Origin of the sequence: Pseudanabaena cinerea FACHB-1277, from assembly GCF_014696345.1 — a bacterium.
Classification (GTDB): Bacteria; Cyanobacteriota; Cyanobacteriia; order Pseudanabaenales; family Pseudanabaenaceae; genus Pseudanabaena; species Pseudanabaena cinerea.
In genome coordinates, this window is the sequence record NZ_JACJPY010000010.1 from 20,709 (window position 1) to 43,214 (window position 22,506).

The 22,506-nt window shown below is 44.8% G+C and carries 19 protein-coding genes; 8 read left to right on the plus strand and 11 right to left on the minus strand.

Annotation, left to right across the window (positions count from 1 at the left end; translation table 11 throughout):
* Positions 1–38: 38 nt before the first annotated feature.
* From ispF to ppc, 5 genes are all read right to left on the minus strand, one after another.
* Positions 39–515, minus strand: a complete 477-nt coding sequence (ispF, locus tag H6F44_RS05340; RefSeq protein ID WP_190349924.1) for a 2-C-methyl-D-erythritol 2,4-cyclodiphosphate synthase — start codon at positions 513–515, stop codon at positions 39–41.
* 108 nt (positions 516–623) lie between these two features.
* Positions 624–3,527 (minus strand): UPF0182 family protein, encoded by a 2,904-nt coding sequence (locus tag H6F44_RS05345; protein WP_190349925.1) that lies wholly within the window; start codon positions 3,525–3,527, stop codon positions 624–626.
* A 151-nt stretch (positions 3,528–3,678) separates the two neighbouring features.
* Entirely contained in the window at positions 3,679–4,191 is a 513-nt protein-coding gene (locus H6F44_RS05350; RefSeq protein WP_190349926.1) for a porin family protein, read from the minus strand.
* Positions 4,192–4,398: 207 nt separating this feature from the next.
* Entirely contained in the window at positions 4,399–5,439 is a 1,041-nt protein-coding gene (locus H6F44_RS05355; protein ID WP_190349927.1) for a Gfo/Idh/MocA family protein, read from the minus strand.
* 139 nt (positions 5,440–5,578) lie between these two features.
* Positions 5,579–8,515, minus strand: coding sequence for a phosphoenolpyruvate carboxylase (ppc, locus tag H6F44_RS05360; protein WP_190349928.1), 2,937 nt, complete (start codon positions 8,513–8,515; stop codon positions 5,579–5,581).
* 567 nt (positions 8,516–9,082) lie between these two features.
* On the opposite strand from ppc, the gene H6F44_RS05365 reads away from it, so the two are divergent.
* Positions 9,083–10,306, plus strand: a complete 1,224-nt coding sequence (locus tag H6F44_RS05365) for a UbiH/UbiF/VisC/COQ6 family ubiquinone biosynthesis hydroxylase (RefSeq protein WP_190349929.1) — start codon at positions 9,083–9,085, stop codon at positions 10,304–10,306.
* A 28-nt stretch (positions 10,307–10,334) separates the two neighbouring features.
* Positions 10,335–10,841: an ureidoglycolate lyase gene (locus H6F44_RS05370; RefSeq protein ID WP_190349930.1), complete on the plus strand. Its 507-nt coding sequence runs from the start codon at positions 10,335–10,337 to the stop codon at positions 10,839–10,841.
* On the opposite strand, the gene H6F44_RS05375 is transcribed toward H6F44_RS05370, so the two are convergent.
* Positions 10,833–12,350 (minus strand): peptidoglycan-binding domain-containing protein, encoded by a 1,518-nt coding sequence (locus H6F44_RS05375; RefSeq protein WP_190349931.1) that lies wholly within the window; start codon positions 12,348–12,350, stop codon positions 10,833–10,835. The genes H6F44_RS05370 and H6F44_RS05375 overlap by 9 nt on opposite strands.
* Before the next feature lie 326 nt (positions 12,351–12,676).
* The gene (locus H6F44_RS05380; protein ID WP_190349932.1) at positions 12,677–13,447 is read right to left on the minus strand and encodes an ABC transporter ATP-binding protein; all 771 of its coding nucleotides are present in this window, start codon (positions 13,445–13,447) and stop codon (positions 12,677–12,679) included.
* A gap of 89 nt (positions 13,448–13,536) precedes the next feature.
* On the opposite strand from H6F44_RS05380, the gene gcvT reads away from it, so the two are divergent.
* Positions 13,537–14,622: a glycine cleavage system aminomethyltransferase GcvT gene (gene gcvT, locus H6F44_RS05385; RefSeq protein ID WP_190349933.1), complete on the plus strand. Its 1,086-nt coding sequence runs from the start codon at positions 13,537–13,539 to the stop codon at positions 14,620–14,622.
* Between the two features lie 5 nt (positions 14,623–14,627).
* Here gcvT and H6F44_RS05390 read toward each other — a convergent pair whose 3' ends face one another.
* Positions 14,628–15,353: an NnrU family protein gene (locus tag H6F44_RS05390; protein WP_242016449.1), complete on the minus strand. Its 726-nt coding sequence runs from the start codon at positions 15,351–15,353 to the stop codon at positions 14,628–14,630.
* 144 nt (positions 15,354–15,497) lie between these two features.
* Here H6F44_RS05390 and H6F44_RS05395 point away from each other — a divergent pair, with 144 nt between their 5' ends.
* From H6F44_RS05395 to H6F44_RS05415, 5 genes are read left to right on the plus strand one after another with little or no spacing between them, the layout of a single operon-like run.
* Positions 15,498–16,697, plus strand: a complete 1,200-nt coding sequence (locus H6F44_RS05395; protein WP_190349934.1) for a DNA cytosine methyltransferase — start codon at positions 15,498–15,500, stop codon at positions 16,695–16,697.
* Between the two features lie 17 nt (positions 16,698–16,714).
* Positions 16,715–17,293, plus strand: coding sequence for an endonuclease VII domain-containing protein (locus H6F44_RS05400; RefSeq protein WP_190349935.1), 579 nt, complete (start codon positions 16,715–16,717; stop codon positions 17,291–17,293).
* Between the two features lie 39 nt (positions 17,294–17,332).
* Positions 17,333–17,956, plus strand: a complete 624-nt coding sequence (locus H6F44_RS05405; RefSeq protein ID WP_190349936.1) for a flavin prenyltransferase UbiX — start codon at positions 17,333–17,335, stop codon at positions 17,954–17,956.
* A gap of 36 nt (positions 17,957–17,992) precedes the next feature.
* Positions 17,993–18,577 (plus strand): LapA family protein, encoded by a 585-nt coding sequence (locus H6F44_RS05410; protein ID WP_190349937.1) that lies wholly within the window; start codon positions 17,993–17,995, stop codon positions 18,575–18,577.
* 36 nt (positions 18,578–18,613) lie between these two features.
* On the plus strand, positions 18,614–20,095 hold the full coding sequence (locus tag H6F44_RS05415; protein WP_190349938.1) for a cyclic nucleotide-binding domain-containing protein: 1,482 nt from the start codon (positions 18,614–18,616) through the stop codon (positions 20,093–20,095).
* A 39-nt stretch (positions 20,096–20,134) separates the two neighbouring features.
* Here H6F44_RS05415 and H6F44_RS05420 read toward each other — a convergent pair whose 3' ends face one another.
* The 3 genes from H6F44_RS05420 to atpD all read right to left on the minus strand — a co-directional run bounded on the left by H6F44_RS05420 (position 20,135) and on the right by atpD (position 22,450).
* Positions 20,135–20,344, minus strand: coding sequence for a hypothetical protein (locus H6F44_RS05420; protein WP_190349939.1), 210 nt, complete (start codon positions 20,342–20,344; stop codon positions 20,135–20,137).
* Between the two features lie 139 nt (positions 20,345–20,483).
* Complete coding sequence (gene atpC, locus H6F44_RS05425; protein WP_190349940.1) at positions 20,484–20,888, minus strand: ATP synthase F1 subunit epsilon; 405 nt, start codon at positions 20,886–20,888, stop codon at positions 20,484–20,486.
* A 131-nt stretch (positions 20,889–21,019) separates the two neighbouring features.
* Complete coding sequence (gene atpD / locus H6F44_RS05430) at positions 21,020–22,450, minus strand: F0F1 ATP synthase subunit beta (RefSeq protein WP_190349941.1); 1,431 nt, start codon at positions 22,448–22,450, stop codon at positions 21,020–21,022.
* Positions 22,451–22,506 lie beyond the last annotated feature (56 nt).

The window sequence follows — 22,506 nt, forward strand, 5'->3', positions numbered from 1 at the left end:
TAAACGATAGGATTGGCAGCACAAATTGCCACCTCATCCTATTTTACTAATAAAACCACAGCATGGACAGCGATCGCTTCCTTTTGACCGATCGCATCCATCCCTTCATTGGTGGTTGCTTTGACACTAACACAGTCAATGGTTAGGTTCAAGGCAGCAGCAAGGCGATCGCGCATCGCTACAATATGAGGTTTTAGTTTAGGCGCTTCAGCGATTACCATTGCATCAAGATTATTCACCCGCCAACCCTGCTCACCGATTAATTTCTGCACCTGTTGCAATAACACAATACTGTCGGCTCCTGCCCATTGTGGATCGTTAGGGGGGAAATAATGCCCAATATCGCCTAGGGCAAGCGCTCCCAACATGGCATCCATAATCGCATGGGTGAGTACATCGGCATCGCTATGTCCCAATAGCCCTTTTTCGTAAGGGATTTCGACACCACCTAAAATGAGGCGGCGATCGCGCACTAGTCGATGCAGATCATAACCATTGCCAATACGGATATTCATAGATTGTTTTGAGATTGTTTTGAGATTGCTTTGGGATTGTTTTGGATAGTGATGCAAAGTAATGGTAAAGCTGTAAAGTGGAATAGTCAACGCTAGTTGATCGATCAATTAAGGAACTGCGGCAGGAGCCTCAACGGGGCGAATAATTGGCGGGGCTGTAGTGGTTTCGGGTTGAAAAATGGCAGCGATCGCCTGTTGCAGAGTTTGCGCCATCACAATGCGATTTTCGTAAGCCACGACCACGCGCACAAGGGTTGGCAATTTATTTTGCGTGGATTCCAGATAAATTGGTTCCACATATAACAAAGACTGCTCAATGGGAATGATGAGCAGATTGCCTTGAATTGCCCTTGAACCTTGGCGATTCCAGAGGGAAATTTGTTGCGAAATGATCGGATCTTGATTGATTCTTGCTTCAATTTGTTCAGGACCATAGACCAAAATTTGCTTGGGAAAGGTATAGAGTAATAATTTGCCATAATTCTCGCCATCCGATCGCGCCGCTAACCATGCCACGAGATTAGGGCGTTCATTGGGAGTAAAGGGAAGTAAGAGAATAAACTCTTCAAAGGAAACATTGGGAAGACTGGTAATGAGATAGTAGGGCTTAACTAATAGGGATTTATCATCATAGACCTCATTGGGAATTTGCCATAGATCCTCACGGTTATAGAATACCTGCGGATCGGTCATGTGATAGATCATCAAACGCTCTGACTGAATCTTGAATTGGTCAACGGGATAGCGCAAATGCTGTTGCAGTTCGCTAGGCATCGCGCTTAAGGGTTGAAATAGAGCAGGAAATATTCTCGACCATGTGTTAATAATCGGATCTCGGACATCGGCGATGTAGAAGTTAACATTGCCGTGATAGGCATCCACAATCACCTTCACCGAATTGCGAATATAGTTCAATCCCTCATTGCCAATGTCAGAATAGGGATAGCGATCGCTAGTAGTATAGGCATCAATAATCCAGAAGAGTTTACTGGGATCATTGACATCATTTTGAGCATTAGCCGCCACTAAATAGGGATCGCTGTCATATTGCAAAAAGGGGGCGATCGCCTTGACCCGACTGAGAATATTGCGGCGAAATAAGAGCTTGGTATCAGGGAGAAACTCTGGTGTCACCGCCATGCGCCAATCATGGAGATAGACCGCAAACATTAGCCTTTGCCAAAACGAACTAAGCCGCACACCGCCCCGACCATCATAAATGTTGTAAACATTATCATTGTCGCTGGGGTAATCTAGCTCTTTAACCTTTGTCCCCGTCATCACATAGGTATTCGTATTCTCGCCATAGTACAGGCGTGGCTTGCCAATGGGAATACTATCGCGGATATCTTGACTGGAGGTTGTGAGGGGTGTGCCTGCGGTAATGCCAATGTCTTTGATGAAGTATTCGGGCAGACCACCAGCCCCCACCCGATTGACAGGGCTAAGGGTGAAGCCATAACCATGGGTATAAATTAAATGCTTGTTTACCCAAGTTTGTGCCTCTGATGGCACGGCGCTATAGTCCAATTCACGGGCAGCGATAATCGTTTGCTGTTGATTGGAACTTTGTCGATTGGCGGTCTTACCAAAACCAATGCGATAGCGATCGATATCTGCATCAGGAAAACTGTAATAGAGACGAATTTGTTGCAGTTGCCGATTGGTGGCGAGCAGTGGTTGCTGATCCCAGAGGCGAATATTGCGAATTGTTAGCTCATTGTTTTGAATTGATTTTTCCGTGAGTTTCCCTTCAGGATTAAATACCTGAGCATCAATGACATCTAGCCCAAAGGCAGCGCGGGTGAGGGCAATGGTGCGCTCAATATAGGGACGTTCCCGCTCTAGTTCATTAGGCTGCACGATCAATGATTGGACGGCATTGGGCAGGAAAATACCTAAGCCGATCGCCATGATTAAATAAATAATTACGGCGATCGCCACGGGCTTACGACTGGCGGCTTGACGGGGCAGTTTCCAAGTTCTTGCCAATAAAAAACCAGCGATCGCCAAAGCTAAAACACTCAGCCCCGTATAGACTGGCAACTGCACCACAATATCGGTATAGCTGGCTCCATAGGAAATGCCCCTTGGTGAATAGAGCAGTTCGTAGCGATTGAGCCAATAGCTAAAACTGACCACTAGCATAAATACGCCGCCCAAGCCGTAGAGGTGGCGCTGTTGCTGACGGGAAATGCCCCTAAATTTGCCATCACTCAGGCTATTGCCCGAAAGCAGATAGGTGAGCAGGACTGCCAAAAATCCATAGAGGCTAATCCCTGTGATCGCAAACTCCAATACCTCAAGGGCAGGCAAATTAAAAATATAGGCGCTGATATCTCGAGCAAAAACTGGCTCCGTACTTCCAAAGCTAGTGGGCTGTAAACTCGGCAAAATCCTAATCCATTGCCGCGATAACACCCATGCTGTACTACCACTCAACCATATCGCGATCCCCCGCAATAGCCAACGCGGATAAATTATCATGGCGATCGCCGCCACAATCACCACAATACTCACATTGCGCTCTTGCGTAATTGTCATCACTAGTTGCCACAATGACAATGGGCGAAATAATGTCGGCGAATCGGACAAGGTTCGCACCTGCGCGATCGCCACCTGCCCATAATGCAACACCAGCAAGCAAATCAATAGACTAAGACCGAGGCTCAAAGGCAGTAACCACCGCAATCTCAAGGCACTGGGTATATACTGCGAACCATGCTGCTCATATAGAGAGTCATGACTGCCCCCATATTTTAATCTTTGGGCAATTTGCAAATTCTTAAATAGATAGAATAGGGCGATCGCTAAAGTAACTATGCCCAACCCCAACTGTACTACGACCCGCAATAAATAAATTGGCAAATAGCCCAACTCTTGAAACCAGAGGATTTCACCACCTAAGCGCGAGATTCCCTCAATTGCAATAACGCTAACAGCTAATCCAATTCCCAAATTTCTATAGGTTTGTGGCGATATCGCATTGAAATTAGGAAGCTTGAATTTCATGGCTGCTGCTTAGGGAAGTGGTTTGCCATATTATAGGGCTTACACAACAGCAAAAACACAACAGCAAAAAGTAGGAGCAATTCATGAATTGTCCCTACTTTTTAATTAGCTAGGCATATCAACTTTCGCAAATTGGCATAATCACATTACCTTAGAACTGGACTCCCACCCCTGCCTGCACAGAAGCGCCAGCAGAACCATTATTTTGTCCATTAAAAGGAATTACAGCATTGCTGTAAAGTAAGACTCTGCGATTGAGGCTAACTTCAACGCCTGGTTGAATTGCAAAGGAATTGCGATCGCCTGTTAGAGAGCTTTCGCCACCAACCTTAAAGGAACCACCAGCACCTAAATAAACATTGGTGCGATCGCCAACGGGTAGATCATAGGAGACAGTTGGCACAACGGAGGCTCCACCATTGCCAAAGATTACGGAACTACGGGCAGAGAGCGGAACTCCCTCAAACTTATAACGACCCGCCAAGTTTGCACCAATTACAGAAGGATTCGTCGCAAAGCTTTGAAGAGAGATACCTGCGCCCACATAGCTACCAGGTAATCGAGGGGTCTCTGCCGCAGCGATCGCACTGAAGGAAGTGACTACAGAGGCGGCGATAACTGCACCGAGAGAAAGCTTGGTAGAGAAATTAATTAGAGATTGCATGGAATTCACTCCTTTAATGGATTTGTTGCTTAACATGACTCATTTGACTGGAGAGAATTGGCATTGTTCCCATTAGGTTGCACCATAAAAAAAGGTCTAAGAAGCTTATAAATCAAGCACCTTAGACCTTTTAATTGATTTCTATCTCTTTAAACTCATGCTAACGGGTGAGAAGATTGTTAAGTTGATTTTTGGCGAAGCCAAAAATTAGCTTAACGTTGCAACTTCCCGTAATTGCAAATCGCAACTGCGCCATACTTGACCATCGATCGCCGTTTGTTCGATCAGACTTGCCAACCGCAGGGTCTTGAGTGCCTGTGCGCCACCCACCGAAGGCTGAGCGCGATCGCGTACACAGGCGACAAAATGCTCTAGCTCTGCGTGCAGTGGTTCAATATTACTGGTATGCACCTTCTCGATAAAACCATCTTGGCGATATAAAACTTGACCATAATCCGTTGTCCAGTTGGCGGTTGTCTGGCGATGGATCAAGATTTCATTATTTAAAAAATTGGACTCCGTGAGGGAGTTAGTGCAGTGCGCTGTAATTTTGCGCTTTTTGCGATGGGTAACTTTGCTGGCGGTCAGGGTGGCAATTATGCCACATTCAAACCCAATCGTTGCGGTCACATAGTCGAGATATTTAGATTCGGGTGAGACGCAATTGCCATGTGCCGATACCCGTACAATTGTTGATGGTACAAGCTCTAGCACCAGATCGATATCATGGATCATCAGATCAAATACCACCGAGACATCATTTGCCCTTTGGGAATAGGGACTCATGCGATCCGCTTCGATCGCCAAAATCGTCTCATGCTTTAAAACCTTGCTCAATTCTTGGAAGGCAGGGTTAAAGCGCTCAATATGACCCACCTGCAAAATGCAATTTTGATCGGCGGCAAGTTGCACTAAAGATTCAGCCTCGGCGATCGTCGCAGCGATCGGCTTTTCGATCAAAACATGAATGCCTGCCTTGAGACAGGTCGTGCCGACATCGTAATGCAGACGGGTTGGCACAGCGATACAGACCGCATCAACCTTGGGCAGCATTTCTCGATAGTCTTCAAAAAAAAGGACTCGATGCTTACTAGCAGTGTCGCGCCCCCTCTCAACATTCACATCTGAGACTCCCACAAGTTCGGCATCCTTGAGCAGGCTCAAAACTCTGGCATGATGCTGCCCCATATTGCCTATACCGATGACACCAACCCGAATGGGATCGTGGAAATTGCGACTGGGGCTCATATTCCTCACACACGCTCAGTAAATCGCTAAATAAATGCGCTCAATTTGTCAAAAATCCTAGCATGGATATAGATCTGTTACTAGTTTTGTTACAACACAAACTAGACAAAGGGCGGCGCAATGCGCTGCCCTTTGTTGATCAGCCTGTATTTCGCATCCCTGCGGCAATACCATTGATGGTCAACAATGCGCCGCGTAATAATTCGTTTTTAGAATAGCGCGATCGCAGGTCAACGGTGTCGGCACGATGCTGGCGCAAGCGCTTGAGCAGTGAAGCTTGAATAAAGCCAAGGGGGACAATCGAGCCGTTGCGGAGTTGCACAGAGCGTTGCAAGTCGCGATCACTATCAAGGATATGCTTATTGCCAGTAATCATCTGCATGACATGGCGGGTACGCTGAAACTCTTCTAGAATTTCAGCAAAAATACTGATGAACTCCTGCTCATAGCCCTCCTTTGTCAGTTCGCGCATATAGTGGTGAGCGATCTGTAAATCGGCTTTAGCAAGGGTCATTTCCACCCGTGAGATCACGGTTTTAAAGAAAGGCCATTTGCTATAAAAATATTGCAACAGCGACAAATGCCCCTCTGGATTTTGTTGGAGAAATTCTTCTAGAGCCGCGCCGATGCCATACCAAGATGGCAACAAAAATCGGCTTTGTGTCCAGCTAAATACCCAAGGTATAGCGCGTAAACTACCAAGGTCGCGTTTACCAGCCCGCCGCGCAGGACGTGAGCTAATCTGTAGCTGACTAATTTCTTCGATGGGTGTAACTTGATGAAAAAACTCGACTAAGCTAGGCTTTTCATAAATGAGGTCGCGATAAACTTGGCGCGATCGCACCGAAATTTCTTCCATCGTATCTAGCCAACAGTCAAGGGTATCAGTGCTGCTTGGTAACAGCGATGCTTGAATTACGGCAGTGGCGATGGTTTCCAGATTATAAAGCGCAATTTCGGGCAGCGAATACTTAGAGGCTAAGACCTCACCCTGTTCTGTAATTTTGATCCTGCCTTCAATGCTGCGCCCTGGCTGTGCCAAAATCGCCTCATAGGTCGGACCACCGCCGCGCCCGACTGAGCCACCCCGCCCGTGAAACATCCGTAAATCCACATTGTATTTTTGGCAAACATCCTGCAATGCTCTCTGAGCCTTATAAATCTCCCAATTACTACTCAAGAAACCTGAGTCTTTGTTGCTATCGGAATAGCCTAGCATCACCTCTTGTAGATGATCATGATTTTCGAGATAAGCGCGGTAAAGCGGTAGTTCAAACAGCTCTGTCATAATGGGCGGGGCGCTTTGCAAATCTTCCACCGTTTCAAATAGAGGCGCAATACTAAGCGAACCCTTACCTGTTGCTGGGTTATAGAGTCCTGCTTCCTTGGCTAAGAGCAGTACCTCTAGAATATCGCTGACGCTGCGGTTCATGCTGATCACATAGTTGTGACAAATCGCCGTTGAAAATTCCTGCTGTACCTTGGCAACCATCCGAAAAGTTTCAATAATTTCGTTGGTTTTGGCACTGAAATTGAGTTGAGCAGGGATCATCGGACGACGAGTTTTTAGCTCTGTGGTCAGCCATATTACTTTTTCAGGTTCTGATAGTTCATCATAGGGGCGCTCTAATAGTTGCAGCGTATCAGCTATTTCGGCGATCGTATTGCTATGTTGGGTGCTTTCTTGCCGAATATCGAGATGCGCCAAATGGAATCCATAGACATCAACTTGACGAATTAAGTTTTCGAGAGGCTTAGGATTAAGATTTGTCTCGATCAGGCTGGACTGGATTAATTTTAATTCTGTTAAAAAGTCCGCAACATCGGTATAAAGACGATGCTCTTGACCTTTGGTGGACAAGTCCATTTCTGAGGCTTGCCAACCACTATGGCGCAGTTTTTGGTTGCGATCGCGGGTACGCACTAGCCGTTCGCGCACATATGCCAATTTGAGACGGTAAGGTTCTTGACGAAATTTAATCGAGTTTTTTTCGTAAATTTCGGGCAGATGAATCTGATCGTCACCAAGGGAGTCGAGCAAGTCTTGAGAAACGTCACTGAGACTTTGAGAGAGCGACAGCATGCGGCTGAGATGCTCAACGGACTTGATGTATTTATTGAGGACGAGATTGCGCTGATAGCAAGCAGTTTGCCAAGTGACTTCGGGGGTGACATAGGGGTTGCCATCGCGATCGCTGCCCACCCATGAGCCAAATTTGCAGAAGTTGTAGCTGGGTAACTGCATTTTGGGGAAGGTGATGGCGATCGCTGAGGCAAGGCGATCATACAAAATAGGGATCGCATCAAACAAAACCTCTTCAAAATAATGCAGCGTATAGTCTGCCTCATCAAGTACCGTTGGCTTAATTTGGTTGAGTTCATCGGTGCGCCACCAGAGCCGAATTTCTTCAGCAATTTGTTCTTGCAAAGCCGCAGATTCCCAGTCCAGGGCGATCGTTTGTGGTGCAACATCATCACCGCGGAAACCGATCAACCGATCAAGTTCCTTGAGCATTTTGGCAATCATCCTCTGTTTTTCACGGATCGTATGACGGACGATCTCGGTGGGATGGGCGGTGAATACAAGGCGAATATCAAGATTGTCAAGAACCTTCTGGATCTGACGGGTTGGCACATTCAGCTTTTTGAGGACAGGAAACAGCCAGCGAAACGTGCCATTGGCATATTCAGGTTCGCTATTAACACTACTTAGGGGGCTGACACGCTGAATGCTGGTTTGCTCCTGCTCGTGGTCCTGTTCGACAATATTGATCAACTGAAAAAACAAGGCAAAAGCTCTGGCGGCAGTGGTAGCTTGGTGTAAGTCTAGGCTTTCGACCAGCTTTAGCACTTCTTCGGCAGGATATTCAGGGGCTTGACCTTCAGGGGAGCACATGGCGCGGAGTTGCCGCAATAGATCCACTAGGTCTTGACCACTTTCCCTCAATAAAACTGATTCCCACAGATCCACAACTAACTTAAGCCGAAATCGCAGACGAGAATTGGCGGCACGCAGATCGCTCTCGATATTTACCATTTGGACTAATGACGCTGACAGTGCTGCTGGGGAACTCATCCAACTTTCTCCAAAATTTTCTTGCTAATCCCAAATCTTCTCATTATAAGGTTATCTAGTCTTTTGCTAAGTTATCAATTGATACAATTAATAGTTGTTTTTGACAAAAGACCTATAACTTTTTGTAGGATGCCATCGTAGGATTTATATAGTTTCTATACCATATCAGCTAGACGATCGCCTTACATTGATTGCCACAGAATTAAAAATTTCCTAGGGACGCTACACCTTCAAGCAACCTGTTAAGAATTTATTAAAAATGCCTACAATCCTGCAATATTTCTTTACAAATTGTTGATAATAGTAAGCATATGTCTGCCCAAAAATAGCCTGTCAGCTCAATCCATACAAGTATCACAATACTTGTATGAATTAAAACTAAAATCAAGTAGATTTTTGGCTTAATCTAGCTTGATTTAGATTAATAAAGTGCGATCGCCATTTTTGGGGCTGATGTCGCGTGATGACGCGATACAGCACTTGGCACTAAGTCAAAATTTTTCTGTGCTACTCAAAGCTTCCATAGACTGTAATTGATTTAATTCTTAATTTGATGACCTTTAACCTATGTTTGATGTCTTAATTGTTGGTGCGGGAATGGTGGGGGCAAGTCTAGCCTGTGCGCTAGGTGCTAAGAATGGTGTGCTTGATCGTAATTTGCGCGTGGGCATCATTGAGAGCAACCCTAATTTTGGACATGGCGAATTTACCGCCGATGGTCGAGCTAGCGCGATCGCCTATGGCTCAAGCCAAATCTGGCAAAATATCGGTGTGTGGGCAGGAATGCAGCGCCGAGGTGTGACCCCCATGCATAGGATTAAGGTGTCAGAGGGGGATCTGCCCTATCAGGTGCAATTGTGTCGCGAGGATGCTGGTAAGGAGGCGCTAGGCTATATTGTCGAAAACTCTGTTACTTTAGCGGCATTGTGGGAGTTTGCAAAGGAATGTCCCAATATCGAATTGCTATGCCCTGCCCAAGTTGTGGATCTTGACTATGCTAGCGATCGCTCAGGGGTGATGCGCGTGAAAATCAGTTCGACGATCGGTGAGCAGTATTTGGAGACAAGGCTATTGGTGGCGGCGGATGGTGGGCGATCGCAGGTGCGGCAATTGGCAAATATCGAAATCGATGCATTAAATTACGAGCAAACCTGCATTGTCACCACCATTCAAAGCGATCGCCCCCATGAAAACTTTGCCCATGAGCGCTTTCAGCCCAGTGGTCCCTTTGCGGTACTGCCCTTGGGTAGCGATCGCGCCTGTGTAGTTTGGACTGCCACCAAAGCGGAAACACCGCAGCTACTTGCCCTTGACGACACTGCCTTTCTCCAAGAGTTAGCCCAACGTTTTGGTAAGCCCTTGATGGAGCAACTAGGCAATATCCGCGTAATTTCCCATAGCCGCGCCAACTATACTCCCCGATGGATGCACACCAAAACCTATATCCAACCCCGCCTAGCTCTCATTGGCGATGCCGCCCACACCACCCACCCGATCGCAGGACAAGGTATGAACTTAGGCATTCGTGATGTGAATGCACTTGCCCATGTGCTGAAGACCGCCCATCAAAACCATGAGGATATTGGCTCATTAGCAGTTTTGAAAAGGTATGAGTCCAAGCGCAAATGGGATAACCTCGGCGTGATTTTGTTAACGGATATTTCTAATCGGCTGTTTTCCAACCATAATTGGTTCTTTAAAACTGTGCGGCGCTTAGGCTTGCTGATTTTGCAAATTTCTTTGTTTAAGCGTTTATTAATGCACTTTATGATGGGAATGCACCAAATCTAAATTCTTCTATCTAAATTCTTCCAAGAGCTTGTCCATGAGTGCCACTTCCCAGCTTTTACCCGTTCAAAATATTACTCCCCAAAGCTTTCAGCCCTATGGACAGCTAATCTTGCCCTCCAACGACGGCAAGCTTTTTGATCAGGATGATGCTCAGCTATGTTTAGAAGGGATACCACGTTTTTATATCATGCGATTAGCCAAGACTGGGATCAGGTTTCAAAGTTTGGCACGTCATCAAAAATGCACACAATGTCTTGGCTCCGTGGGTGGTCAAGATTGGTTCATGGCAGTTGCCCCTGCATCTGGAAGTGAACTCGATGGCGATCGCCTTGATCTAGACCAACTTGCTGCTTTCAGAATTTCTGGCAGTTGCTTGATCAAGCTCAACTTAGGCACATGGCACGCTGGCCCCCTATTTATGGCGGATAGTATGGACTTTTATAACTTAGAACTTCACGACACTAATATTCATGACTATGGGGTTTACAACTTACGCAAGCTGCACAATACAAGCTTTGAGCTAGATCTAAATTAGTTCTTCAGTAACTACTCGCCGCAAAATTTCGGTGACGGTGGCAGCCATACGCGAATCAATTTCTAGGGCTTCACGGGCAGGATTTTGTAAATCTAGAACAGCTCTTAAGGTCATGTTGACCGAGCGAAATTTGGGCGTGGGAACATCTTGATTTGTAGCAAGGTGATCGACAAACTGGATGCAGGCAGTATAGGTCAATTCGCTGCGTTTACGTTGATCGCTATAGCCAAAGCCCATTTTAGAGATGACAACGGGATCACTCATGAAATAGGTCAGACCCAAGGCAGCGATCGCCACATCGACATATCTGGCGGTGTCATGAGCCATTGCATTGATCAGGGCGCTGAGACTATGCCACTGGGCAGATGCGAGGCGATCACTAGGAGGAATATGGCGATGCCATGCAATTTGGGAGACAAGGCGGGTGAGGTCGTAGGCGGAGATCAGGTTATCGCCACGATGGGGTTCTTTGACCCCTGTGACCAAGGTTTTGCCAGTAATGTCCTTGAGATACGGCTGCTCAATATAGGGAACTTCACCATAGCGCCCCATAAACGATAGTTGTTGATTACCTGTGATCTGTTTGAGCCAGTTTTCGAGATTTTGTGGGGTTGTGAATTGCTTAAACATTGCCGCTAAGCCGTTGGAACTAATGTCCTTGGTTTCGTAATAGCCACAAATGCGCTGGGCCAATTCCGAAAAGGTGCGCGGACTTTTTCGATTATTCGGATCGGCAATCTGACAAACGGCGATCGGTTGCTTAAAATCTGCTTGATTGGCTTGGCAGATGGTGTATAGCAGGGGAATAATTTTGGTGGAACTCCAAAACTGCACATTGTGTAAGGCATTGCGTCCGATCCATCGAGCAAACATCTGCCCATTGACCACCGAGCCTACACAAATACAGGCTTCATAGATGCTGGGATCAAGAAATTCTAAACCGATATCTTCAATGTTAGGAATTTCACCAAGTTTGGGATAGGGGCGAAACCTTACCCTGATTTGCGAACCCGATAGCATCGCCACTTCACCATAGGAAACGACATTGACCCCATCGGGCAGCTTTGCTAAACGCTCTGGATAGCTGGGCACATGGCTCAAAAGTGGTGATTGGGCAAAGTTGCGGTTGGGTAGATCCTTAATCGAGCCCACAATAGAGCCATTAAGTCCCCGATCTAAAAAGCCTAAGTGATTGGAGTCTGCTTGTCCCATGTTCACAAAAATGCGTTGGGAGTTAGTAAATTTCTGAAAGAGGCGATCGCCACTGCCAAGTAATTCCAATAAATGTCTAACCACGGATGGCATTTGCAAAAGTCGATTGGTGAGATCCTGCGATCGGGCATCAAGGATCGTATCAATACTAAGGGCGTTGGCAAACTGGACAAAGGCTGCCTCTGTCAATTTGCCATAGACGTTATCGACTTTGCCATCGTATAAACCCAATTGCTGCAAATAAGTTTGCGCTTGGGATAGCTCACTCAGTGCAAATTTCGCTTCGATCACCGCCATTTATATACTCTTCCCAAAAGCCCTATAAAAAAAATGCCACTTATACGTGTCCTTAATTTTATCGGTATAACGGGCGATCGCTATGTTCTGTCAGCTACGATTCTGGAAATTTTAACCAAACCTTAAATACAACCATATTCAAAAAACATGGAACACACTACATATTGTCTCCATACAGCCTGTTGCGGACTCACTTTATTTTTGCCTTTTATAAAAATATAGCTTATGTAAAATCTTATTATTCATCAAGACCCGCCAAGGCTATGCGAAAGTATCCTCAAACTGGTGGGTTACTATTTTTTATGGGTATAGATGTATTGCTACGACTATTTGGCAAAATTGCCGACCCCTAGATATAACTCGGCAACTTCGGGATCGTTTAATAGATCTGCACCCTTGCCTGTAAACTCATCCTTACCAAGGTGCATCACATAGCCGCGATCGGCGATCGCCAGCGCTTTGCGTGCATTCTGCTCCACCAAAATTATTGAAGTCCCTGACTGGTTAATCGTCTGGATCAAGTTAAAAATATCCTGTACCAAAATTGGCGACAATGCCGCCGATGGCTCATCTAAAATTAACAGCTTCGGCTCTAGCATCATTGCCCTTCCCATTGCCAACATTTGGCGCTCACCGCCCGATAGAGTTCCCGCCCTTTGGTGACGGCGCTTTGCTAAAGCGGGGAATATGTCATAGATTTTATCCTTGAGCGCTTGGATATTGCCTTTGCGAATGTATGCCCCCATTTCTAGATTTTCGGCGATGATCAAGGATGGGAAGACATTGGCTATTTGCGGCACATAACTAATGCCTAAGCGCACAATTTCTTCAGGTTTCAGTCCGATTAGAGGGCGATCGCCAAATAATATCTCGCCCGATCGCACAGGCACTAAGCCAAATATGGTTTTGGCAAATGTCGATTTACCCGCACCGTTAGAGCCAATCACCGTCACAATCTCCCCTGCATAAACCGCAAGATTTGCGCCCTGAAGAATATCCACCCCTTCAACATAGCCAGCGACAATATCACGGGCTTCGAGAATTAGTTTTGCAGAAATCTGCCGATCGGCTTGGGGTTGAGATGAGTTGGCGTTCATGGATGAGCAAGGAGACTAGGTTTTAAAAAAATGCAGAAAACGATAAGACTGCATAATTATAGATGTAATTTATTTTTTGAATGGCAATCATGAGCAATTCTCTCAAACGCACTCCTTTATACGATCTCCATGTGGCTGCGGGGGCGCGGTTAGTGGAATTTGGCGGATGGGAAATGCCTGTGCAGTACAAGGGGCTAGTGGCTGAGCATCAAGCGGTACGATCGCAGGTGGGGATGTTTGATGTGTCGCATATGGGTAAACTGGCGATCGCTGGTGCTGACGTTTTGGAGACTCTGCAACAACTTGTCCCTTCTAATTTAGGGCGGTTAAAGGCTGGACAGGCGCAATATACAGTACTCCTCAATGAAGAAGGCGGCATCATCGATGATGTAATTTTTTATCGCCATGACAACGATGCTGCTAATCAAGAGAATTGGTCAGTAATTATCAATGCGGCTACGACAGCTAAGGATATCGCTTGGTTGCAGCCATTTTTGGGCGATCGCCTCATCGATCATTCAACTTCCCAAACCCTAATCGCAGTCCAAGGCAAAACCGCGATCGCCACTTTGCAAGCGATCGTTAATATTGATCTGTCGCCATTACCCAAATTTGGACATACTAGGGCTGAGATTTTCGGCAAGTCCTGCTTTATTGCGCGTACAGGCTATACAGGCGAAGATGGCTGTGAAATCATGAGCGACATTGAGACGGGGCAGGCGCTCTGGCAAAAGTTAACCGACTTGGGGATGGCTGCTTGTGGGCTAGGTTGCCGCGACACCCTGCGCCTTGAGGCAGGAATGCACCTCTATGGACAGGACATGAATGATCGCATCACTCCCCTCGAAGCCGATCTCGGTTGGCTAGTGCATCTCAAGGAAAAGGGGGATTTTATAGGGCGGTCAGTTTTGGAAAACCAGAAAAAAAATGGACTGTCCCGTAAGCTGGTGGGGCTAGAACTAGCGGGGCGCAACATTGCCCGCCATGATTATCCCATTGTTTACGAAGGGGCAGAGGTGGGTATTGTCACCAGTGGCACGATGTCACCTAGTTTAGGCAAAGCGATCGCCTTTGGCTATGTGCCGCCCCATCTCGCCAAAATTGGGCAGACGGTACAGGTACAAATTCGCAATAAAGAATTTCCCGCCCAAGTAACCAAGCGCTGCTTTCTGTAATGACATTACCAATTTACGTTGGCGGCAGCCCCAATCGCGATGGGATGCAGCCAACGGAATAAAACTACAGTAATCGCCACCCCAATATAGGCGGGGCGCACAAATTCTGAGAATACTAATTGCTGACGACCTTGGGCGATCGCCACAAAGGGCAGGATCGAGGTGCGGGCTTTAACCGCCAGAAATGCATCACCATAGCGCTTAAACAAACGGCGATCGCCATGCCACACAGCAAACAAATGGTAAATCACCAAAGCGATCGCGGTTGTCACGGTAAAGGAAGTACCCAACCATAGGGCATGGGCGATCCCCCATAGGCATTGACCGATCATTTGGGGATGGCGACAAATGCGGGTGATGCCAGTTTCAAACAAATGCACTTCAGGCTTTTTAATAGCTGCTACTTCCGTGAGGTTGAACGTAGCAGGATAAAGAAATAAAAATGAAATTGCGGATAGAACTAATACAAATTCATTGACTCCTGATATTCCCTGCACATTCCATAGCTGCACCCCATCGTAGCGATGATTAAAAAAGTAAATCAGCAGCACCACGGCGAGCGGGATACTAACCAATGCAAAAATCACCCGATATAGTCGCGCTCCAATTTTGGCTTCTGCCGCCATTCGCAAAGAGGCTAAACCGCTATGGGCGATCGCAAAGGTTAAAATCAAGCCCATCATTACAAAATGGCTATTGTAGTTGGAGAAAAAGTCACGAAAAGAGGGCATAGTTGCTGAATTCCGAGAGTTGATTGATAATCACAAAGATAAAAAGTGCAATTGTGATATTGTATCATTAAGTAAAGACTTATATCTGCAACTTCAAAAGGCGATCGCAATCAATATTTAAACTTTATCTAAACGAGATTGTATATGATAAATAGCAACAAAAATAACAATAAGAATAATTTTAAAGTTTGCTCTCTTTTTTCTGGTTGTGGTGGCTTAGATCTGGGCTTTAAGGGAGGGTTTACACACAATAACAATCAACTTAAATCACTACCTTTTGATATTGTATTTGCCAATGATGTAGACAAAGATGCTGTTAATATCTACATGGAAAACATCAAGTATTTTGGTAATCATAAAATCTTGCTAGATGATATTAGGAATGTAGATCCTCAAGATGTAGGTGATTTTGACGTTCTTCTGGCAGGGTTTCCTTGTCAACCTTTCTCCAATGCAGGTAATCGCAAAGGGGTTTATGATTCCAGAGGCACATTATTTGAAGAAGTATTTCGCTTCATATCCTCAAAGCCCCCAGAAATAATCATCATGGAAAATGTGAAAGGTATTTTATCTACCAAAATGCAAAATGGCAACAAGGTATGTACTGAAATTATTGATAGATTAAAAAGTGTTACTACGAGATGGGGAGAACAAGTTTCCTATAACGTTTCCGAGCCAATGTTAATCAATTCAAGTCATCTTGGTGTACCTCAAAATAGAGAAAGAGTTATTATAATCGCCATTAAATCTATCTACGGCTGCACACCATCGAAGTCAGATTTATTTAAATTCTCAATTAAATTTAGCCAATCAGATCTATTAGTAAAAAATATACTAGACTATCCAACCAATATGCCCAATGTGGATGATGTTTGGGCATTAGCTCCACAGCAAGAAAAGTTAGTCCCACATATAAAAAGATCTTGGAAAGATATCCCTTATGATCTATTGCCAGAACGATTGAAACGTATCAGAAATAATATGAAAGAATATCGCTCACCTAATTTCTTTCGCAGATTTAATGTGAATGAAATTAATGGGACTATTACAGCCTCTGCTCAACCTGAAAACTGTGGAATACTCCACCCCTATGAAAATCGCAGATACAATGTTAGAGAAATTGCTAGGATTCAAAGCTTTCCAGATGACTTTACATTTAATAATGCAAGTATTTCTCAGAAGTATAAAGTGATAGGCAATGCAGTACCACCTGTTCTTGCATATACAATAGCCTCCTATTGTTCAGCAATGTTAAATAATCAGCTTACAAGTAGCACAAATCAGATTCAAGACTCTAAACAGCTATCCATATTTAATTTTTTACATGAGTTACAAATTGCTTAAACTTTAAGGTTATTACTGTGAAATATGTGTATTTGTCTTCTCAATATCCAATTACAGATGAAATAGAGATAAACGATGTTGGAATAATACTAAGCGAGGAGTTGGATCAACAAGGTCGATTAGAAGTAAATTTTTTACGAATTGGTAAAGCATTTTGGCTAGAAAGTCATTACTTCTCGTACTTTGTGATTGAGGAAACTGGCGATAGATTTGAATTTAAGATATGCGATCGATGTTTCAAATTACTGCCTACAGACATACATTTTTCGGGTAATAGACTCAAAAAAGATAATATTATTACAAACCGCCCTTCTTGTAAGTTATGCCGAAAAAAGAAGGATGGAGTACAAGTATCTAGAGCAGAGAAGAAAGAATGGGAAGCTAAACGTCCACAGGACTACACTTCGTTCATATGCCCTATTTGTCGAAAAAACTTAATTGTTGGGATTAGCAAAATAGTTTTGGATCATGACCACTCAAACGGAAAAGTTAGGGGATGGCTTTGTGAAAGCTGCAATACTGGTATTGGACGCTTTGATGATGATCCTGAGATTGTATATAAAGCCGTTGAATGGCTCAAGAAAGGGCGCAAATAAAAAGTCACAAATCTAGAAATTCATTTTTGAAAAGACCCAATGCAAAATCAAAAGGCTATCGTGTTAGGAGTATCTGGGGCATCAGGCATGATCTATGCTGTACGATCGCTGAAGTTTTTGCTCAATAATCATTACAATGTCGATCTCGTGGCTTCTAAGGCGGCGATGATGGTTTGGCAATCGGAAAATGATGTTGCTATGCCAAGTAACCCGCGATCGCAGGCACAATTTTGGCGCGATCGCTGTGAAAGCGAAACAGGTCAACTCACTTGCCATCAATGGGCAGATGTGGGCGCAACCATCGCCAGTGGCTCCTTTCGGACTCTGGGAATGTTGATAATTCCCTGTAGTATGGCAACGGTTGCCAAGATTGCCCATGGGCTTAGCTCTGATTTATTAGAACGCGCTGCGGATGTACATCTCAAGGAAGGGCGGCGTTTAGTAATTGTGCCAAGGGAAACCCCCTTTAGTCTGATCCATTTACGCAATTTGACCGCCCTTGCTGAAGCAGGGGCGCGAATTGTGCCAGCGATTCCCGCTTGGTATCATAATCCTCAAACCATAGAGGATCTAGTTGATTTTGTGATTGCCCGCGCCCTTGATCAATTAGATATTGATGCCGATTTAATTCAACGCTGGCAAGGGCGAAAATCAATAGAATAGTTGGCGCAAAGCGCTGTAATACTAGAGGAAAAAATTATGACGCGATCGCCAGATAAGCCCAAAGCTAAAACCAAATCCGACAATCAGCTAATTATCCAATTGCTAATTTTAGGATTAGTAATTACGCTCATAGCATTGTTAGTTGTGCAGAATCTTCAGCCTTTAGTCGAGATCTTTTTCTTAGGACAGAAGACCCTGCCGATTCCCTTGAGCGTGACGATGCTAAGCGCTTTTGTGATCGGTGGCTTAATTGCCTATGTGGTCAATGCGATCGCCGATTGGCAACTAAACAAAATCATGCGCCGTGCCGCCGCTAGTGAAAATCGCCCCAGCAGCGCTACAAATGCTCAGAGTCAGCCCACAAATAAGTCTACAGAACCTCAGAATCCTGCTGTTTCCCATCAGCAAGATAATAGTCAAGACTTTATAGAAGATGATGAATATTACGAAGATGATGAGTACGATGATGAGGACGAATATTATGAAGATAATGACCTTGACGATCTAGAAGTCCTTGATGATGATCCTGACACAATCCCCTATGGCGATCGCCTCAAGTACAAAAGCAAGCGATCGCCTCATAGCGATCGTCCACCATTAGAAGCAAAATATATCAAATAAACAGCATCAAATAGTTGATAGGAAAAGCTACTGCAAATGGATGTTTTACTAGCACAATTAAGCAAAATATTTACCATAGAAATTTTAGATATTGGTGGCGTAAAATTTTCCATCGCGACGATTATATCCCTAGTTATTTCAATTATTCTTGCCTTTTTTATCTCTAAAGTTGTTAGTGAGATTATCCAACATTCAATCCTAGAAAGACTCAAGCTTAATCGCGGACTACAGGCAGCAGTAACTGTATTTATCAAATACTTTTTGATTACCATTAGCAGCATTATTATTCTCCAAACCGCAGGGGTTAACCTCAGTTCCCTAGCAGTGATTGCAGGGGTAATTGGCATCGGTATTGGCTTTGGTTTACAAAATATTGCTAGCAATTTTATTAGTGGTTTAGTCTTGCTCTTTGAGCAAACGATCAAGGTTGGCGATTATATTGAAATTGGTAATCTCAAAGGCGTAATCGAAAAAATTGCCATTCGCTCCACGATTCTTCGCACCGATGATGATCTATTTGTAATTGTGCCTAATCAGCGTTTTTTAGAAAATGATACTGTCAACTGGAGTTATGGCGGTCATACCTGCCGTATTCACATTCCCATTGGCGTTAGTTACGATACCGATGTTTTGGTTTTGACAGAAGCTCTACTCACTGCTGCCCGCAATGAGCCGCGTGTCCTTACCAATCCTGCTCCAGAAGTTTGGTTTGACAAATTTGGTGAGCATTCTCTCAATTTTGAGCTTTTAGTGTGGATTGATGAACCCGATGCTAATGAACCAATTCGCAGTTCTTTAAACTTCAGAATTGCCTACGAACTACGTCAACAAAATATTAAAATTCCCTATCCTACCCGTGAAATTATCTTTCAAAACCCTGAAGCGATCCAACAACTTATTAATCAAAAATCTTATCAATACAATTTAGCAACACCCAATCCATCTACCACATTTAGCCCCGAATCTAGCCCTATTACTAAGAATACTAACTATGTAAATAATCGCAGTTTACATGACTTATTACGCAGGGTTTCTTATTTTGAAAGATGTACTGAGGTTGAATTATTTGCCTTAGTCGCCAGAGGCTATCGTAAACATTTTCGAGAAAATGAGATCATCTTCCATGAGGAAGCACCTAGCGAAAACTTCTTTATTATTTTGTCAGGCAGTGTTGAAGTCTTTTCTGAGAAGAATAATCAAGTTATTGCGACTTTGGGAGAGGGCGAATTTTTTGGTGAAATTTCTTTGCTTACAGGTACTCCCCGCACCGCCACTGTGCGATCGCTTGCTGCGGATACTTTGCTATTTGTGGTAGAGAAGCAACAGTTACAGAAGCTTTTAAATGAGCATCGTGAATTAGGCGAACAAATTGCCATCAAGTTATCAGAAAGGCAACAGATATTAATTAGTTTAGGATTGTTGAATGAGGAAGAATTGCAAAAAGCGCAGTATGTAGCTCTCTCATGGGTGCGCGATCGCCTCAATAATCTATTTGGCATTAGTTTGGGCAGAGGATAACATCCAAATTAAAGCGCTACTCTAATTTGGATGCTGAGATTATGGGCGGGTAACGACCGCTTCAACTTGAGCAATTTTCTTAACTTCAGCCGTAACAGCATCAACCTGTTCATTAATAGCTGTAATTGCCCAACGCAATGGCTCACCTTCTGCGGCTAAGGTTTGCTCGATCGCCTGCTCAAGATTTTGGGCGATCGCCTCTTGGTTGGCATTGATTTCGACTTCAGCAGTGATGAAATGGGTGGTCATGGTTTTTAGTTATTTTTTTAATTATTTTTTTTAATTATTTTAAAGTTAACTGCGGTTCAAGTTTTGCATTGTAAAGCAAAAGAGGTGGCACTTTGCGCCACCTCTTTTTATTAAACTACTTTAATTTCAATGCTTGAAACTAAATAGAAGTCGTAGCTTGCAATCTAGCGCGAGCCGTCCGCAAAGCTTGCTCAGCCTGAATCTTACCTTGCTTATCTTCAGCCTTAATACCAGCCAAAGTTTGCTCAGCCTCTTCCAACTTCTTGCGAGCATCATCAGGATTAATCGCACTGCCCAACTCGCCACTACGAACTAAAACTGTGACTTCGTTTTCTTCGACTTCAGCGAAACCACCTGTTAGAGCGATCGCAGCCCAAGCCTTATCTTTACGAAAGCGCAGTACACCAGTTTCGAGTGCCGAAATCAGAGGAGCGTGATCGGTCAAAATACCAAGCTGCCCCGTAGCACTAGGCAAAATCACTTCCTCCGCGACAGTATCCAGAATTGTTTGATCTGGAGCAATTACTTTTACAGTTAGGGTCATTTTAAAATTAACAATTAATTTTTAGCTATTAGTTAGGGAGGCTGTTAGCTGCTAGCTGTTAGCTACTAGCCGTTAGCTGTTAGCTTTTTCAGGAGCTAAACGCTAACAGCTAAACGCTAATAGCTAAACATCTACTTAGACTTGAGCTTTTCTGCCTTAGCGATCGCTTCTTCGATGTTGCCAACGAGGTAAAAAGCTTGCTCAGGTAGCTCATCGAGTTCACCCTTGAGGATCATGTCAAAACCCTTGATGCTTTCTTCGAGGGTGACATATTTACCAGGAGAGCCAGTAAATACTTCGGCAACAAAGAAGGGCTGAGACAAGAAGCGCTCAATCTTACGGGCGCGGGCAACTGCCAACTTGTCTTCTTCGGAAAGTTCGTCTAGACCCAAGATGGCGATGATATCTTGCAGTTCTTTGTAGCGCTGAAGAATTGCTTGGACACCACGGGCGACACGGTAATGCTCATCGCTGACCACACCTGGCTGCAACATGGTTGAAGAAGAATCGAGAGGGTCAACCGCAGGGTAAATACCCTTAGAAGCCAAGCCACGGGACAATACGGTGGTTGCGTCAAGGTGGGCAAAAGTGGTAGCAGGTGCGGGGTCAGTCAAGTCATCCGCAGGTACATAAACTGCTTGTACGGAGGTGATTGAGCCTTCGGTGGTGGAGGTAATGCGCTCTTGCAAAGCACCCATGTCGGTGGCAAGAGTTGGTTGATAACCTACAGCCGATGGCATCCGACCTAGCAGTGCAGATACTTCCGAACCAGCTTGGGTAAAGCGGAAGATATTGTCGATGAACAGCAATACATCTTGCTTGGAAACATCACGGAAATATTCCGCCATAGTCAAAGCGGTCAAGCCCACACGCATACGCGCTCCAGGTGGCTCATTCATTTGACCGTAAACGAGCGCGAGGTACTGAAGTACACCCGACTCCTTCATTTCGTTGTAAAGGTCATTACCTTCACGGGTGCGTTCACCCACACCACCAAATACGGATACACCAGAGTGCTTTTTGGCGATGTTGTTAATTAGTTCTTGGATCAATACGGTTTTGCCAACACCAGCACCGCCGAATAGTCCAATTTTGCCACCACGACGATAGGGAGCAAGCAGGTCAATGACCTTAATGCCCGTCTCAAAGGTGCTGGGTTTGGTTTCGAGGGATGTAAATGCAGGGGACGGACGGTGAATGGGGAATTTTTCTTCGGTGCTGACAGGACCTAGTTCATCAATAGGTTCGCCTAATACGTTGAAGATACGACCAAGGGTGTTGGGACCAACGGGAACACTAATCGGTGCGCCTGTATCAGTGACATCCATACCTCTAACGATGCCGTCAGTGGTACTCATTGCCACAGCACGAACTTGGTTATCGCCTAATAATTGTTGGACTTCGCAGGTGACATTAATGACTTGTCCTGCGGAGTTGGTGCCAGTTACGACAACGGCGTTATAAATTTCGGGGATTTTGCCACTGGGGAATTCGGCATCGACCACAGGACCGATGATCTTGGTGATGCGCCCGACGGATACTTTCTCTGCGGTTGTTACCATGCTTGCTGTTTACTCCAGCCTCTTAAATTAGATTCTAAAAAATTTGCGATGAATTG

Bases quoted from the DNA above. Each gene is read 5' to 3' on its own strand.
- H6F44_RS05365 (WP_190349929.1), top strand. From the start codon at position 9,083: ATGTTTGATGTCTTAATTGTTGGTGCGGGAATGGTGGGGGCAAGTCTA.
- atpC (WP_190349940.1), bottom strand. From the start codon at position 20,888: ATGACCCTAACTGTAAAAGTAATTGCTCCAGATCAAACAATTCTGGAT.
- H6F44_RS05390 (WP_242016449.1), bottom strand. From the start codon at position 15,353: ATGCCCTCTTTTCGTGACTTTTTCTCCAACTACAATAGCCATTTTGTA.
- H6F44_RS05415 (WP_190349938.1), top strand. From the start codon at position 18,614: ATGGATGTTTTACTAGCACAATTAAGCAAAATATTTACCATAGAAATT.
- ppc (WP_190349928.1), bottom strand. From the start codon at position 8,515: ATGAGTTCCCCAGCAGCACTGTCAGCGTCATTAGTCCAAATGGTAAAT.
- atpD (WP_190349941.1), bottom strand. From the start codon at position 22,450: ATGGTAACAACCGCAGAGAAAGTATCCGTCGGGCGCATCACCAAGATC.
- H6F44_RS05395 (WP_190349934.1), top strand. From the start codon at position 15,498: ATGATAAATAGCAACAAAAATAACAATAAGAATAATTTTAAAGTTTGC.
- gcvT (WP_190349933.1), top strand. From the start codon at position 13,537: ATGAGCAATTCTCTCAAACGCACTCCTTTATACGATCTCCATGTGGCT.
- H6F44_RS05380 (WP_190349932.1), bottom strand. From the start codon at position 13,447: ATGAACGCCAACTCATCTCAACCCCAAGCCGATCGGCAGATTTCTGCA.
- H6F44_RS05410 (WP_190349937.1), top strand. From the start codon at position 17,993: ATGACGCGATCGCCAGATAAGCCCAAAGCTAAAACCAAATCCGACAAT.
- H6F44_RS05405 (WP_190349936.1), top strand. From the start codon at position 17,333: ATGCAAAATCAAAAGGCTATCGTGTTAGGAGTATCTGGGGCATCAGGC.
- H6F44_RS05420 (WP_190349939.1), bottom strand. From the start codon at position 20,344: ATGACCACCCATTTCATCACTGCTGAAGTCGAAATCAATGCCAACCAA.
- H6F44_RS05355 (WP_190349927.1), bottom strand. From the start codon at position 5,439: ATGAGCCCCAGTCGCAATTTCCACGATCCCATTCGGGTTGGTGTCATC.
- H6F44_RS05375 (WP_190349931.1), bottom strand. From the start codon at position 12,350: ATGGCGGTGATCGAAGCGAAATTTGCACTGAGTGAGCTATCCCAAGCG.
- H6F44_RS05345 (WP_190349925.1), bottom strand. From the start codon at position 3,527: ATGAAATTCAAGCTTCCTAATTTCAATGCGATATCGCCACAAACCTAT.
- H6F44_RS05350 (WP_190349926.1), bottom strand. From the start codon at position 4,191: ATGCAATCTCTAATTAATTTCTCTACCAAGCTTTCTCTCGGTGCAGTT.
- ispF (WP_190349924.1), bottom strand. From the start codon at position 515: ATGAATATCCGTATTGGCAATGGTTATGATCTGCATCGACTAGTGCGC.